Annotated in this window: 12 protein-coding genes; 10 read left to right on the top strand and 2 right to left on the bottom strand. The window is 35.1% G+C overall.

Features of this window, described 5'->3' with window-relative positions:
• Window positions 1-39 precede the first annotated feature (39 nt).
• The gene (locus Gferi_RS02605; RefSeq protein WP_069974157.1) at window positions 40-915 is read right to left on the bottom strand and encodes a response regulator; all 876 of its coding nucleotides are present in this window, start codon (window positions 913-915) and stop codon (window positions 40-42) included.
• Between the two features lie 6 nt (window positions 916-921).
• Window positions 922-2,160 (bottom strand): ATP-binding protein, encoded by a 1,239-nt coding sequence (locus Gferi_RS02600; protein ID WP_069974156.1) that lies wholly within the window; start codon window positions 2,158-2,160, stop codon window positions 922-924.
• Between the two features lie 367 nt (window positions 2,161-2,527).
• Between Gferi_RS02600 and Gferi_RS02595 the strand changes: the two genes are divergently transcribed.
• The 10 genes from Gferi_RS02595 (at window position 2,528) to Gferi_RS02550 (ending at window position 15,694) form a co-directional block, all read left to right on the top strand.
• The gene (locus tag Gferi_RS02595) at window positions 2,528-2,827 is read left to right on the top strand and encodes an ATPase (protein WP_069974155.1); all 300 of its coding nucleotides are present in this window, start codon (window positions 2,528-2,530) and stop codon (window positions 2,825-2,827) included.
• Window positions 2,828-2,963: 136 nt separating this feature from the next.
• Entirely contained in the window at window positions 2,964-5,918 is a 2,955-nt protein-coding gene (locus tag Gferi_RS02590) for an ABC transporter substrate binding protein (protein ID WP_069974154.1), read from the top strand.
• A 283-nt stretch (window positions 5,919-6,201) separates the two neighbouring features.
• Window positions 6,202-7,764, top strand: a complete 1,563-nt coding sequence (locus Gferi_RS02585) for a recombinase family protein (RefSeq protein WP_069974153.1) — start codon at window positions 6,202-6,204, stop codon at window positions 7,762-7,764.
• Between the two features lie 254 nt (window positions 7,765-8,018).
• On the top strand, window positions 8,019-8,459 hold the full coding sequence (locus Gferi_RS02580; RefSeq protein WP_069974152.1) for an Lrp/AsnC family transcriptional regulator: 441 nt from the start codon (window positions 8,019-8,021) through the stop codon (window positions 8,457-8,459).
• 13 nt (window positions 8,460-8,472) lie between these two features.
• Window positions 8,473-9,066, top strand: a complete 594-nt coding sequence (locus Gferi_RS02575; RefSeq protein WP_207645790.1) for a LysE family transporter — start codon at window positions 8,473-8,475, stop codon at window positions 9,064-9,066.
• A 135-nt stretch (window positions 9,067-9,201) separates the two neighbouring features.
• Entirely contained in the window at window positions 9,202-10,008 is an 807-nt protein-coding gene (locus Gferi_RS02570; protein WP_069974151.1) for a hypothetical protein, read from the top strand.
• A 90-nt stretch (window positions 10,009-10,098) separates the two neighbouring features.
• Window positions 10,099-11,103, top strand: a complete 1,005-nt coding sequence (locus Gferi_RS02565) for a LacI family DNA-binding transcriptional regulator (protein ID WP_069974150.1) — start codon at window positions 10,099-10,101, stop codon at window positions 11,101-11,103.
• Window positions 11,104-11,244: 141 nt separating this feature from the next.
• Window positions 11,245-12,693 (top strand): tagaturonate reductase, encoded by a 1,449-nt coding sequence (locus Gferi_RS02560; protein WP_069974149.1) that lies wholly within the window; start codon window positions 11,245-11,247, stop codon window positions 12,691-12,693.
• Between the two features lie 75 nt (window positions 12,694-12,768).
• Window positions 12,769-14,175 (top strand): glucuronate isomerase, encoded by a 1,407-nt coding sequence (uxaC, locus tag Gferi_RS02555; RefSeq protein WP_069974148.1) that lies wholly within the window; start codon window positions 12,769-12,771, stop codon window positions 14,173-14,175.
• 31 nt (window positions 14,176-14,206) lie between these two features.
• Window positions 14,207-15,694, top strand: a complete 1,488-nt coding sequence (locus Gferi_RS02550; protein ID WP_069974147.1) for a UxaA family hydrolase — start codon at window positions 14,207-14,209, stop codon at window positions 15,692-15,694.
• The last annotated feature ends 122 nt before the right edge of the window (window positions 15,695-15,816 follow it).

Below are 15,816 nucleotides of genomic sequence, written 5' to 3'. Positions count from 1 at the left end.
CAATATTTTCAACATTGATGAATGTAATCCGTCATTTTTCTAAAAATTGATTTGAGAAATTACGCCTTCCACAAATCTTTTTATGTTGATTTTTCCCCTCTCTTCTGCAGGATTTTCAATATATCTCATTTCCTGCTTAACTTGTTTTAGTTCAAACAATCTTGAGCTATACTCTGTAAACTTTGGATTATAATAATCATCAAGGCCTAATTGTGAAATGTTTTCCATTGCTTTCAAAATCGTTCTTCGAATTCTCTGTTCAAGGGTACGAGCACTGGCTTTAACATCCTTGGTATTGGCATCTTCATTTGCAATTTGCTGATAAATATCCTGAAGCTGGTAGGAAATTAACGGATTCTTTTTTTTATGAAGGATAATTCGGTGAATTACTGTAATGAGATCTTTGCTTCCTGCTTCAGAAATGATACCGATATCAGTCAAAACATTTCGGATTCCATCTTCTATTGAAGATACGTTCGTTGATGTGCTGGAAGAATCAATGCCGGAAAGGACATTCTTGATTAAATTTACAGACCTTTCTAATTCTATGTTCTGACTAACCATCTTAATGACGTGAATAGCTTCTAGCATATTAATGGGTTTATGTATAAAAAACATAATTCCTTTCTCGTATGCGCTAGAAACCATATGCTCATTTTCTACCTGGGAGATCATAATAAATTTACCGGTGAAACCTTGTGCTATTGTTTGGTCAATGATGTCGATTCCATCCTTAACTGGCAATAGCAAATCGATCAATACAATATCAGGATTATAAAAATTGATTTCTTCTACAGCATGTTCTCCACTAGATAACTCTGCTACGATTCTGCCAAAATTATTCTTTAAAACGATTTGCTTGAGCATTTTTCTAATATTCATATCATCATCAATGATTAAAAAAGTATTTGACATTATACATCACCCTTGTAAAATTTTTTTTGGAATTTTTAATGTGAAAGTAGTACCCTTATTGGGTATAGATTTAAAATGAATGGACCCTTCAAGTTCATCCATGATATTTTTAACGTGGGAAAGACCTATTCCTGTAGAAGACTTTCCCGTTTGATCATCATATTTTGTAGTAAATCCCGGATTGAAAATATATGGAATAACATCTTCATCAATACCTATGCCATTATCTTCCACGTAAAAGTATAGATAGTCCTGATCACTTTTTTGAGACAGATGGATTGTACCCTCCTGATTGCATGCTTCGATTGCATTTATAATCAAATTATTAAGCACGGTAAACAAATGATAGTATTTTTTTAGTATAAAATTATCTTGAAAGTCAAAATAAAGGGTTATATTTTTCTGGTTTTCTTTAAGGTATCGGTTCGTATTGTCTCTGATAATAATCCACATATTTGCAAGGCTCATGGCATCATCTTCTTCAAAGGCATTAATAAAGCTTTCGAAACCCCCTAGTACCCTCAAATAGTCTTTTTTAATTTCATGAACTTCCCGGGCAAGGTCTAAAGTAGCTTCTTTCAAATGATCGGTTTGTTTATATTTTTGATAAAGAGCATAGCTTTTACTCATAATTCTTTCAATGTCTATGGTAGACTTTCTTAGATAAAACATTTCTGCCTGTATATTAGAAATCAAAGTATTTAACTGTATATACCTCTTTTGATGTTCGCGGGCTTGTATGAATAACTCCTGCTTTTTATAAAGCAGATACATAAAATAGGAAAAAATACTTCGAATCAAACCAGCTAAGATAATAATTTTTATAATATTCAAGTTTATTTCCTGATGTCTTACTATGGCTTCCAGTATATTGCTTAGGGAGTCTATGATCGTAAATAATAAAATAATGGCTGTCAAATTATCTCTATACTTTCGAAACTGCGTACCAAGCATCAATAATCCGTAAGCGATATAATATGAGACAGATGGAAGATTGGATTGAATAATATGATCAATGCTCACTGGGGAAAACAAAAAACCTGTGGTGCTTCGAAGGAGAAAGACTGAGATTCCAGAATAAAGAGCAATGTAAAACTCCTGTATGTCATTAGTAACAAGAATGATTAGATTCAATGCAATAACACCTGCAGAAAAACGCAAGTGACTTGCAAAGGGGTAAAAATAAAATTCTCCAAAAAGTGCCACCGATAGCATAAATAGAATATATTTTTTTGATATTTTCATGAAATCCTCCCAAATGATATCTATATCAGTTGCAGTCAAGCAATTGCAACACTGTGTGAAATAGCGGAGTCATGGGGACCGTTCGTCTGTCACAGATGTTTTTAATGTGCCTGAGGAACTGTCCCCGTGGCATAGCGGATGTAACGATATATAAAAGATATAAACCTATTGTATCACTAAATACCTATTATTGTTTTCAAATACTTTTTATTCTAGCGCACAAATAGTAATGTATACAAGACAATATGTGAATTTTCAGCAGTCAATATACGTAAACAAGTACAAACACTTATGTAATTTGAAAACATAATATGACTATAACTGAACTATCTATAGAATAAGTAAACAGAGAAGGGAGAGTTTCATTATGGATAAAAAGGGTAAAATTAAAAGAGTTTTTCCGGGCGGGAATACCGCGAAAGGCTTTTATTCATATTATGATAATATTATTGGGAAAGAAGCCAATCAGTTGTTTATCATCAAGGGCGGGCCAGGAGTAGGCAAGTCATCTTTTATGAAAAAAATTGGGTATGAAATGATTGAAAAAGGTTATGACGTAGAATTTCATCAATGTTCTTCGGATAATGGGTCATTAGATGGTGTAGTAGTACCGGCACTAAAGGTTGCTATTATTGATGGTACAGCGCCCCAGGTAGGCGTTTTCTAAATACAAATGAAGCAAGTATTCTTTGTTGATTATGAAAATATGTGAATGTATACTAATAGTACAGAGCAGAGTGTAAAAAACATCAAAATATGTCGATATACATTAAAATACCTAGAGGACAGAAGGGTGTGGATATATGGGTAGATGGTATAGCAGGGTATTTACAAAGCAATTAATTTCCTGTGTTTTGATTAGCTGTTTTATTTTAAATATTTCTTGGTTATTCGGCCAGATCCATAGCGTGCAAGCCCACCATAGTCCGAAAAAGGTTTTGCTCATAAATTCATATCATAAAGGACTTACATGGACAGATAACATAACGGATGCTATTACAAAATCCTTTAAAAACAATACTTCAGACATAGAGCTGTTTGTTGAATATATGGATTGGAAAAAGTTCCCTGAATTTGAAAATCTCATTAATTTTTATCGGTTAATGGAATATAAATATTCAAATAAAGAAATCGATTTGATTATAACCAGTGACGATGCCGCTTTAGATTTTGTTCTGCAAAACAGAGACAAGCTTTTTAAGCATATTCCTATTGTATTTTCAGGCGTATATACAGATACAGCTAAAGACTACATGGAAAGATATACGAATATAACTGGGGTGGCAGAGAAAATTGATCCTAAAGAAACCATCACCCTGGCTTTAAGTATTAATCCCAACGTTCGCAAAATTTATGTGTTTCATGATAATACAGAAAGTGGAATACAGGCTTTTCATGATGTCATCAAAGGAACGAATGAAATCAATAAGGACTTAGAATTGGTTTCGCTAAGCAGCATGAGTCATACGGATATAACCGATGGAAGGTTAGAACTGTCAAATGACAGCATTATCTTGATGACTACCTTTACAAGAGATATCGAAGGTAGAACACTGGAAATAGAAGAATGGGTAGAGTTGGTGCGCCAGAATACATCAGCACCTTTATATGATTTGTACGAGATGGGAGTAGGATATGGCAGTATAGGCGGCAGTGTGGTAAGCGGAACCTTAGAGGGCAGTGAGGCCGCAAGCATAGCTATGAGGGTTTTAGAGGGGGAAGATATTTCTGAGATTCCTCTTCAAGAAAGAGAGACCATCACACTAAAGTTTGATTATAACCAGCTTAAGGCTTTCAATATTCCTCTTAATAAATTACCGGAAGGGAGTATTATTATTAATAAGCCCTTTTCCTTTTATGAAACCTATAAAGGACTTGTCTGGACAGTCGTTATAATCTTTTTCTTGATGGGTTTATTTATTTTGATATTATATATGAATATCATGAAAAGGAAAAAAGCAGAAAAAGACTTATTGCACAGTCATGAGGAATTAAGCAGCCTATACGAAGAACTAGCAGCATCAGAGGAAGAACTGAGGGTGCAAAATCAACTGTTAGAGGAAAGCAGAAATGAAATTCAGAAAAGTGAAGAGCGGTATAAGCTTGTATTTGGAGCCAGCAATGAGGGCTTGTGGGAATTGGATATGGTTACCAATGAAATGTTCTTTTCTGAGAACTGGTATGATATCTTTGACAGTTTTAAAGAACATAGGGAAATAAAGAATTTTGACAGCTGGTTTGAACTGATGCATCCTGAAGACAGGGAGAGAGCCGTCAATGAACTTGAACGCTTAAAAACGGGAAAAAGTGATAAGTATGAATGTGAATATAGAATCCGAAACAAAAACGGTGAATACCAATGGGTATTTTCCAAAGGAATCGCTCTAAAGAACCTTGATAACAGCATAAAAAGATTGGCAGGCTCCCATATTAATATTCACGAAAAAAAGCTGCAGCAAGAAAAGATTAAACAACTAGCTTATTATGACACACTAACAGGTTTGCCCAATCGAACATTTTTAAATCAGAAGCTTTATTCAATCCTTAAGATTGCTGCAGAAACTAAAGACAGCGGTGCAGTAATCTTTATTGACATTGATAATTTTAAGATGATCAATGATGCCTTTGGACATACTTTCGGAGATATCTTGCTAGAACAAATCGGAGAAAGGCTAAAGAAAAAAGCAAGATATGATATATATATTGGAAGATTAGGCGGAGATGAGTTCTTGATCCTCTATGAGGGTGTAAAGCAGGATAAGCTGGTTGAAGGATTGGCAAAAGAAATTATTGAATGCTTTGAAGCAGATTTTATTGTGGAAGAAAAGAAACTGCATATCACTACAAGTATTGGTATTTCAAAATATCCTGATGATGGACATACTCCGGATGATTTATTAAAGAATGCGGATACCGCTATGTATCGCGCAAAATATGAGGGAAAAAACAGATATAGGTTTTTTGAAAAGTCTATGAATGAGGATCTGGCCCAAAAAATGATTCTGCAAAATAGTTTGAGAAATGCATTGGAACGAAGTGAGTTTGTATTATATTATCAGCCAGAGATAGATACCTTTGATGGCACTGTATACGGATTTGAAGCATTGATCCGATGGCTTAGTCCGGATCACGGCTTTGTCCCTTCGATGAAATTCATTCACATATTGGAAGAAACAGGGATGATCGTCGAAGTAGGTAAATGGGTTTTTAAAAATGCCTGTGAGTTTGCGAAGAAAATCAATCGAAATAATAGCAAAGAGATCCTTGTATCTATTAACGTTTCACCCATACAACTTATGCATAATGATTTTGTTGAAGATATTAAAAATATTATTGAGAATACAGGAATATCACCGAAATTAATAGGATTTGAAATAACAGAAACAGCTTTAATGGAGTCCTTTACAGAAAATATTGAGAAGTTGTATAAATTGAGGGCATTAGGTGTTGTCATCCTATTAGATGATTTTGGGACAGGCTACTCCTCTTTAAATTATTTAAGAAAAATGCCAATAGATATCTTGAAAATTGATAAGTCCTTTGTAGATGATTTGATCAGCGATGAAGGAAAGCCTCTGGCAGAATCAATCGTAGTACTTGCACATTCTATCGGACTGAAAGTAGTTGCTGAAGGAGTAGAAACTGAAGAACAGTTGAATATCCTAAAAGCATATAGCTGTGACTTTATACAAGGATATCTAATCAGTAAACCGGTTCCGCCTGAGGAAACTGTAAAGTTTCTGAAAACAAATGAATAAAATACATAAAAAGGCTAGCTTAAGTAAAAAGCTAGCCTTTTTATGTGGTATCTGGGCATAGGACAAATTTACCTCGACATAAAAATAATTAGGGGGATGAATTTGTCCATAAAAATTGTAATAGAAGAAGTATTTCAGTTTGAATCAGAAGAAGAAAGAATTGCAGAGATAGAGAATTTACTGATAAGACTGATCACAGCATATGAAGACCTGCAAGTTTAGCATTTGGCAGGGTATAAAAACCTTATATTAGAAACTGACAGAATAAAGGAGATAGGGATTCATGGACAAGGTTGCAATCTATTGCAGACTTAGTGATGAAGATAAAGATAAAGTCAATGCATATGATGAAAGTGAAAGTATTCAGAATCAGAAAAACCTATTGACAAAGTATGCCATTGAAAAAAATTGGGATATTTACAAGATTTACAGTGATGACGATTATTCGGGAATGGATGAAAAACGACCAGAGTTTAATCAAATGATAGTAGATGCAGAGCAAAAGAAATTTGATATTGTGTTGTGTAAGCATCAGTCAAGGTTTACAAGGGACCTTGAAATGGTTGAAAAGTATCTGCACCGAAAGTTCCCTGAATGGGGTATTCGATTCGTCAGCATAACAGACAATGTGGACACAAAAGACAGAGGAAATAAAAAAGCAAGGCAAATCAATAGCTTAGTAAATGAATGGTATTGTGATGATATCAGCGAAGCCGTTAGGGCTACTTTTAAAGTTAAGAGAGAAGACGGTAAGTTTATTGGTTCCTTTGCACCCTTTGGATATATGAAAGATAAACAGGATAAGAACAAATTTGTAATCGATGAAGAAGCAGCAATCGTGGTAAGGGCAATCTTTCAATGGTATTTGGAAGGCTATGGTACGCAAAAAATCGTCTATATGCTGAATGAAAAAGGCATCCCAAATCCAACAAAATATAAACAGGAAAGGGGATTAAAGTATAAAAATCCTTCTCAAACTGATTCTTACGGATTATGGAACAAAACTACGATCAGGCGGATGCTTCGGGATGAGACACATATAGGACATATGGTTCAAGGAAAACGAGAAAAAGTAAACTATAAATTGGACGTAATCCTAAATAAGCCAAAAGATGAGTGGATTGTAGCAAAGAATACCCATGAGCCGATCATTGAACAGGATCTCTTTTATGCAGTACAGAAAAGACTTAATAACAATATAAGAAGTTCAGGAGAGGGGAAAACCCACATTTTTGCCGGAAAGATAAAGTGCTTGGATTGTAAGAGCAGCATGAATAAGGTTAGAAGTGGCAAGGATTATGCTTATTTGCGATGCAAGCTCTATGCCCGGGCACCTGCAAGCAGGTTATGTACTAGTCACAGCATTCAATTGGATAAGCTGGAGGAGATTATAGGCGATAAAATCAGAAGATATTTTTCGATGACAAATTCTGACACCTTAATAGATCGGCTAAAACAGAATGACTTATTCTGCAGAAGGATAGGCACTTTAGAGAAGGAGCTTTTTGCAGTTGAAAAACAGATAAGAGAAAAAGATAATATTATGAAAAGTCTGTACACCGATAAGGCCAATGACATGATTACACCTATTCAGTTTTACGAGCTAAATGATAGATTTATACAGGATAAGGAAGGACTAATGAAACGAAAGAAATCTATAGAGAAAGCAATGACCGATATCAAAGACCAACTCAATAATACCGAAAAGTGGATAGAAATTATCCGAAAATATAAAGGTTTTAATAAATTAACCCCTGCAATGGTCAATACATTCATAGACTATGTTGAAATTGGGGAAACGGATAGTAGCAGCGAGAAAAAAATAATTATTTATTGGAATTTCTAAAGAGCTAAAATCTCAAGACTGAAGAGTATTTTATTAGAAATGATTGAAGAAAACTAGGGATATTATATATTGCTATCCACCAAGATACAGAGATAAGTATCGCGGTGGATATTTTTATAACAATTCATATTAAAAAAATAATGAAAATAATGAAAAAAATTAAAAATTTTAATAAAATCAGATAAAGTATTTACAAAATTTATGTAATATCATAATATCTAATAAATTATTTATAAAAAGGATGGTGTAGGGGAATGGATGATATTGATTATGGAATTCTACAACAGTTGAAGGAAAATGCAAGGATACAGGTATCTGAAATCAGCAGGAAGGTCAATCTTTCCATACCGGCAGTGTCAGAGAGAATTAGAAAGCTGGATGAGTCGGGCATTATTGAAAAATATACAATAAAATTAAATAGAGAAAAGCTAGGTTACAAGCTGATGGCATTTATTTTCGTTAACATAGAGAAGACGGAGTACATAGAAGCCTTTAGAAAGTCTATTAAGCAGTATAATACGGTATTAGAATGCCACCACCTGGCAGGTGAATATGACTACATACTGAAAGTTGTAGAAAAGGATACCAAAGCGCTGGAAGAGTTTATTACGCAACGGCTAAAGAGAATTAAAGGCGTCTATAAAACAAATACGATTATCAGCCTTTCAAGTATAAAAGAAGAAGTGAATTTTTAAGGGGGAGTAGCTAATGATTTTTCTGCAGGGTTTCTTGCTGGGACTTACACTTCAGTTGTCGGTAGGACCAGTTTTTTTTGCTGTTTTGCACAAAGCGATAAAGCAAGGTTTTGCGGAGGCTTTAAAGATGACTTCTGCTGTAACATTAGTAGATGCATTTTACATCGGCATTTCTTTTACCGCTATATCTGCCTTGATAAAAATACAATATCTTCATCGAATCATCAGTATGTTGGGAATGTTCGTACTTATTTATTTTGGTATAAATTATATTAAAAATGCCAATAAAAAGAGCATTGCTGCCGAAAGCGGAAATATTGAAAATAGCTTTTTTTATGGATTAAAGTTAACCGCGCTCAATCCGCTTACGATTATTTTTTGGTCTGGAACTTTTGGTTCTCTCATAGCCGGAGGTAAACTTATAGGTATGCAGAATATTATTTTATATGCAGCTGGATGCTTGACGGCTACAGTTTTATTTTTAGGAAGCGTAAGTTTTACCGGACAATATATAAAGAAATTCGTTAACGAAAAAGTCTTGAGAATAATGGATTATACTGTAGGTATTGTATTGATTGCTTTTGGAATCCATTTGTTTTTTAGGTAGGGTTTACAAATAGCGTTTATAGATATAGATGAGGAAAGTAGCGGGGTATTAGCTGTTTTTGAGAAGCCGGTGGATTGGACAGATAAAAGGGGAGGCAGATCGGTCTTATGTGTTTAGGGGACCGCACCCCATGTAGTGGATCCTAAGTACCCGGGAGCTGTAGATCAGATTATCAATTTCGGAGAGTTTTGGAATGAAGAAGGAATTCTAAGTAATAAAGAAAAGATCATTGAAACCACTGCAAGAATCACTAATTTATTCAAACGTGCCTATCGGTTTTTTGCAGCAGCAAAATCCATAAGAGATGATTTAGAAGTGATATATGAAGAGGCCTTGGATAAAGGAAAGTACAACTTTGCGTCAGCAAGACTGAAGGCTGAAATATTTGGCGGTATTCCCTATGCGCTGAAAACCATAAAGCCAAGGCATCTGTTTGGCAGCGCCTTTTCTCCAAAAGGAATTGTTGATTATTATGAAACGATTATCGACGGGATTGAGAAGGTTGTATATATCAACGGAAGATACATCAGAGGCAAATCCCTAATCATGGAAAATATTCTTGACGACGCAGTGAAAAAAGGATTATTTGCAGAAGTATATCATGAGCCTATGGAGGAGAATAATATAGAAACGCTTGTAATTCCTGAATTGAAAATTGCAATAACCAGCAGTAAAAAATATGAAAAAAATAACCAGCGGCAAGTTGATCTGGAGAATTATTTGAATTCAAAGGTTGTTGAAGAAAATGAAGATAAAATAAAGGAAGATGAAATCTTATTTGAACGGCTTATGTCTGCGGGACTAGCCAATATCTATAAAGCTAAACGGGAGCACGATGTATTGGAAACTTTTTATGTACCCTATATGAAGTTCCATATGATCGACGAAATCAGAAAAAAAATAACTGAAAAGATACTAAGCTATGAAAAAATAGAAAAGTAATTAATAGGGATAGATCATTTAAATGATCTATCCCTATTAATTACTTGTTAACGTGTGCATTATATGTTATGATAACATTGAGGTGGTAGAATGAGTGTTACAATAAAAGATATTGCGAAGATTCTCGGCGTATCTCATACAACCGTTTCCAGAGCACTAAATGATAGTCCTCTCATTCGCCAGGATACAAAAGAAAAAATAAAAGCACTGGCAAAAGAACTGAATTATACGCCTAATTACAATGCGAAAAGTCTTGTTTTAGACAGATCTTATAACATTGGACTTTTCTTTTCAACCATCAATGAAGGTACCTCTTCAAGTTTCTTTTATGAGGTGGTAAGAGGTGTCAATTTTATTCTTCACAAAGAATTTAACCTAGTTGTGAGCGGAATTGATGATTGTACTGATTTTAATGCCATAAACAAAAAGCATTTCGATGGCATCATTGTGATGAGTCAGAGTACGAAGGATGATTTTTTCATATATAATGCATTGGAAAAAAACATCCCTTTGGTCGTATTAAACAGAGAAATTGAAGGCGCCCCCATTGTGAATATTCTTTCCGACGATCGAAAAGGTGCCCGCACAGCGATAACCTATCTTATACAGCAAGGACACCGGGAAATCGCTATTATCGAAGGAAAAAAAGGATTTAAATCTGCACAGGAAAGAAAGGATGGCTTTCTACAGGCCTTAATTGATCATGATATTCCTATCAACAAAGATTATTTTGTGGAGGGGAAATATGACTTGGAAAGCGGATATAAGGCAATGAAAAAACTCTTACAGCTCTCTATCATTCCGACAGCAGTATTTTGCTCCAATGATGACATGGCAGTAGGTGCAATGAAAGCGATTACAGAACAAGGATTAAGTATACCAGGCGATATATCCTTATTAGGTTTTGATGACAATATATTCTCGTCATTTTTAACCCCTGCATTAACAACCGTTAAAAGACCCATTGAAGAAATCAGCAAAGAAGGGGCAAGGAAGCTATTAAAAATAATTAAGGAAAAAGAAATACCCCAGCAGCTCCTATATTTTCATACGGAACTTCAGATTAGGGAGTCCGTCAAGAAAATAGACAGTTAATCTGTAAGATATTAAAGTATGCCGAAAGTTGTATAAAAGGCATAAGATAGATGAAACAATAACTCATGGTGCAACGGCCGATGAGTTAACCTTTAAAAATCAATGCACACGTTAACAAAAATATAAAAGGAGGAAATATGTATGAAAAAAATTCAAGAAACCCATGAAAAGAAAAGATATCCAGAGAAGATATTACAGATTGGGGAGGGAAATTTCCTGAGAGCTTTTGTTGACTGGATGGTTTTTAAAATCAATCACGAAGCTGGTTTTAATGGAAGTGTAGTGGTAGTACAACCCCTAAAGGAGGGAATGGTTGAAAAACTAGAGGAACAAAATGGGTTATATACCTTGTATCTAAATGGTATAAAAAATGGAGAAGTAGTTAGTGAACATAGTATTATTGATGTAATTAGCAGAACCATTAATCCCTATGTGCAATTTGATGAATATTTACAGACTGCAAAGAATCCGGAACTAAGATTTGTTGTTTCTAATACTACAGAAGCAGGAATTTCATTTGATGAAAATGATAAACTGGAAGATCGGCCGCAAAACAGTTTCCCGGCAAAGCTAACTGCTTTTTTATATCAAAGGTATAAAGCTTTTAATGGAGATCAAACAAAAGGTCTGATTTTTATTCCTTGTGAACTTATTGATAAGAATGGAGTAAAATTAAAAGAAATCATTCTCAAATATGCAAAGCTTTGGAATCTCGAAGATAGCTTCATAAACTGGATACATGCTGCAAACACTTTCTGCAACAGCCTTGTAGACCGGATTGTACCGGGATATCCGAAGGAAAAAATTGAGGAGATCAGAAAAGAATTAAGATATGAAGATAATATGGTGGTAGAGGCAGAGCCTTTTCATCTATGGGTAATTGAAGGACCGCAGTGGGTAAAGGACGAATTTCCGGCAGATCAAGCTGGATTAGATGTATTATTTGTAGAAGACTTAACGCCGTATAGAACAAGAAAGGTAAGAATTTTAAATGGTGCGCATACTTCTATGGTGCCGGTTGCATATCTGTATGGCAAAGATACAGTACGTGAAGCGATAGAAGATCCTGTAGTTGGCAAATTTGTCAAAGATACTATCTTCGAGGAAATTATCCCTACCCTGGAATTATCAAAAGAAGAATTAGTAAATTTTGCAGGTGCAGTAATTGATCGTTTTAAAAATCCATTCATAAAGCACTATTTGATGAGCATATCATTAAACGCTATGTCAAAGTTTAAAACAAGAGTTTTACCTTCTATTCTGCAGTATAAAGAAAGTAAAAACCTGCTGCCAAGCCGGCTGGTATTTTCCCTTGCCGCTTTGATTGGTTTTTATCGGGGAGACAGAGCCGGTACAGCGATTGAACTGAAAGATGATGCCGAAATTTTAGAGCTATATAAAAATTTGTGGTCAGCCTATGATGGAAGCAGATTAGGATTGGAAAAGCTTGTAGAGCAAGTTCTGGCATATGAAAAGGTATGGGAAATGGATTTAAATGAAGTGGATGGGCTTCAAAAGCAAGTAACCGATTATTTAGCATTGATAATGGAAAAGGGTATGGAAGAAGCTGTGAAAGATTTTGTGAGATAATATTGAGGCGATTGGAATCGGTAAAAATGTTTTTCAAAGGGAAGAATTCATTTTTATATAAAGGAGAAGATGGAAATGAAAAAATTTATGGATGAAGATTTTTTATTATACAATGAAACCGCAGTAAAACTCTATCATGAACATGCTAAAAATATGCCGATTATCGATTATCACTGTCATTTGAATCCTAAAGAAATTGCAGAAAATAAGCGATATAGAAATGTTACAGAAATCTGGTTAGGGGGAGACCACTATAAGTGGAAGGCAATGCGAAGCAATGGAATTGATGAAAAGTATATTACCGGTGATGCTGAGGATAAAGAAAAGTTTTTGAAATGGGCAGAAACCGTTCCCTATACTGTTGGAAATCCGCTGTACCATTGGACTCATTTAGAATTAAAACGATACTTTGGAATAGATACATTACTAAGCCCTCAAACGGCAGAAGGAATATGGGAAAAATGTAATGAATTGCTTCAAAAAGAAGCGTTTACAGCACGGGAACTCATTAAAAGATCAAATGTTAAAGTGATTTGTACTACGGATGATCCTGTAGATACGCTGGAATATCATAAGAAAATTGCGGCAGATGAAACCTTTGATGTAAAGGTATTGCCCGCCTTTCGTCCAGACAAAGCAGTAAATATCGATAAAGAAGACTTTGTCGTTTGGATTGAAAAGCTGGAAAATGTGGTAGGAAGAAAGATTACAACCTTTGAGAATTTATTAGCAGCATTAGGGGAGAGAGTCGAATTTTTTCATCATTTAGGATGCAGGGCATCCGACCATGCATTAGATCCTATTGTTTTTGAAACCGGAACAATAGAAGAGGTCAATGAAATTTTTAAAAAAGCTCTGGCGGGTGAATCTCTAAATGAATTAGAAGTGAAAAAATATAAAACACAAGTGCTGTTGTTTCTGGGAAAAAAATATGCTAAGCTTGGATGGGTTATGCAGCTGCATATCGGAACCATTCGAAATGTAAATACAAGGATGCTGAAAATGTTAGGTCCGGACACTGGCTTTGATACGATCGGTGACTATATTTTTGCCCAATCCCTGGCTAATTTTTTGAATGCACTGGATTGTGAGGATGAACTGCCAAAAACAATTCTTTATTGTCTTAATCCAAGAGACAATGAGGTATTGGCAACAATGATCGGCTCTTTCCAAGGAGGCGGAATTCCAGGAAAAATACAATTTGGATCTGGTTGGTGGTTTAATGATCAAAAAGACGGTATGATTCGTCAAATGATTGCACTGTCCAATGTTGGTCTGCTAAGCCGCTTTGTGGGTATGCTGACAGACTCAAGAAGCTTCCTGTCCTATACAAGACATGAATATTTTAGAAGAATACTATGCAATTTAATCGGTGAATGGGTTGAAAATGGAGAAGCGCCTGACGATTTAGATTTGCTGGGAAAAATTGTAGAGGATATCTGTTATCATAATACAAATCAGTATTTTGGTTTTAAGCAATAACAGGGTCAGGAATGTAAAAAGGAGTGGTTTTATGAAAACATATATAAAAATTCATGATAAAGATAATGTTTTTGTTTTACTTAAAGATTATAAAGCCGGTGAAAGTATAGAAATCGATGGTATAAAAGTAGAAATAAAGCAGGATATTCCAAAGGGGCACAAGGTTGCCCTCAGAAAAATTAAAAAAGACGACCCAGTTGTGAAATATGGGCTGCCCATCGGTTATTCCTTACAGGATATCGAAACGGGGGAGCATGTACATGTTCATAATGCAAAAACCAGATTAAGCGGAACAATAGAATATTCTTTTCAGCAGAAACTGGCAGATAAGGATATTTCTAAAGACAATAAGACATTCATGGGTTATCAGAGGAATGATGGCAGTGTAGGCATAAGAAATGAGTTATGGATTGTTCCAACAGTAGGATGTGTAAATGGAACCGGTCAAATGATCATAGATACTTTTAAGAAGGAAGTAGACCTTCAGTCAATAGATCATATTGAGGTTTATAAACATAATTATGGGTGCTCTCAATTGGGAGATGATCATGAAAATACAAAAAGGATTTTGCGGGGATTGGTAAAACATCCGAATTGCGGAGGCGTTCTAGTATTAGGTTTAGGATGTGAAAATAATCAAGTTGCGGAATTTAGGGATTTCCTAGGAGCAATAGATGAGCAGCGTATTAAATTTTTAATAACCCAAGAAGTAGAAGATGAGATTGAAGCAGGTGTTAAGCTATTAAAAGAAATATTTGGAGTAATGAAAGATGATAAGCGGACAGAAGTGCCATTGTCAGAATTAAAAGTAGGATTAAAATGTGGTGGTTCTGATGGCCTTTCTGGGATTACAGCCAATCCTCTTTTGGGAGAATTTTCGGATTACCTAATTGCCCAAGGTGGAACCAGTGTACTCACGGAAGTGCCGGAGATGTTTGGTGCGGAGACCATATTAATGGAAAGGGCGAAGGATGAAGAAACTTTCGAAAAAATCGTTCATCTTATCAACGATTTTAAAGATTATTTCATAGCGAATAATCAACCCGTATATGAAAATCCATCTCCAGGGAATAAAAAAGGTGGTATTACCACATTAGAAGATAAGTCACTGGGATGTACACAAAAAGCAGGACATTCTAAAGTAGTAGATGTATTAAAGTATGGAGAAGTTCTGAAGAAGAGAGGTTTAAATCTTTTAAGTGCTCCTGGTAATGATTTAGTGGCTGCAACCGCATTAGCGGCAGCAGGATGTCATATGGTTTTATTCACAACCGGACGCGGTACTCCCTTTGGTACCTTTGTTCCAACGATGAAGATCTCTACAAATTCTGAACTGTATAATAGAAAGAAAAACTGGATAGATTTCAATGCTGGAACCCTTGTTGAAGATCAATCGATGCAGAAAGTACTGGAGGCCTTTATAGCTTATGTGATACAAGTTGCAAGTGGGGAACTTGTGAATAATGAAAAGTCTCAATTTAGAGAAATAGCAATTTTTAAAACGGGAGTAACCCTATAGGAAAGTTAATTAAAGAAAAAATGCTTATAATAAGAGAGATAGAGAATGGACTATCTCTTTTTTTATATAATTAGGAAAGTTCTACTTTTCTATTATATAAAAAATAGGGGTTGTAGGGGATG

The organism is Geosporobacter ferrireducens (assembly GCF_001750685.1).
GTDB lineage: Bacteria > Bacillota > Clostridia > Peptostreptococcales > Thermotaleaceae > Geosporobacter > Geosporobacter ferrireducens.
The sequence above is the reverse complement of the archived record's forward strand: the minus strand, read 5'-3'. Positions and strand labels throughout refer to the sequence as shown.

Excerpts from the sequence above, each read along its gene's own strand:
- Gferi_RS02600 (WP_069974156.1), bottom strand. The coding sequence starts at position 2,160 with ATGAAAATATCAAAAAAATATATTCTATTTATGCTATCGGTGGCACTT.
- Gferi_RS02565 (WP_069974150.1), top strand. The coding sequence starts at position 10,099 with ATGAGTGTTACAATAAAAGATATTGCGAAGATTCTCGGCGTATCTCAT.
- Gferi_RS02575 (WP_207645790.1), top strand. The coding sequence starts at position 8,473 with ATGATTTTTCTGCAGGGTTTCTTGCTGGGACTTACACTTCAGTTGTCG.
- Gferi_RS02585 (WP_069974153.1), top strand. The coding sequence starts at position 6,202 with ATGGACAAGGTTGCAATCTATTGCAGACTTAGTGATGAAGATAAAGAT.
- uxaC (WP_069974148.1), top strand. The coding sequence starts at position 12,769 with ATGAAAAAATTTATGGATGAAGATTTTTTATTATACAATGAAACCGCA.
- Gferi_RS02580 (WP_069974152.1), top strand. The coding sequence starts at position 8,019 with ATGGATGATATTGATTATGGAATTCTACAACAGTTGAAGGAAAATGCA.
- Gferi_RS02595 (WP_069974155.1), top strand. The coding sequence starts at position 2,528 with ATGGATAAAAAGGGTAAAATTAAAAGAGTTTTTCCGGGCGGGAATACC.
- Gferi_RS02560 (WP_069974149.1), top strand. The coding sequence starts at position 11,245 with ATGAAAAAAATTCAAGAAACCCATGAAAAGAAAAGATATCCAGAGAAG.
- Gferi_RS02550 (WP_069974147.1), top strand. The coding sequence starts at position 14,207 with ATGAAAACATATATAAAAATTCATGATAAAGATAATGTTTTTGTTTTA.
- Gferi_RS02590 (WP_069974154.1), top strand. The coding sequence starts at position 2,964 with ATGGGTAGATGGTATAGCAGGGTATTTACAAAGCAATTAATTTCCTGT.
- Gferi_RS02605 (WP_069974157.1), bottom strand. The coding sequence starts at position 915 with ATGTCAAATACTTTTTTAATCATTGATGATGATATGAATATTAGAAAA.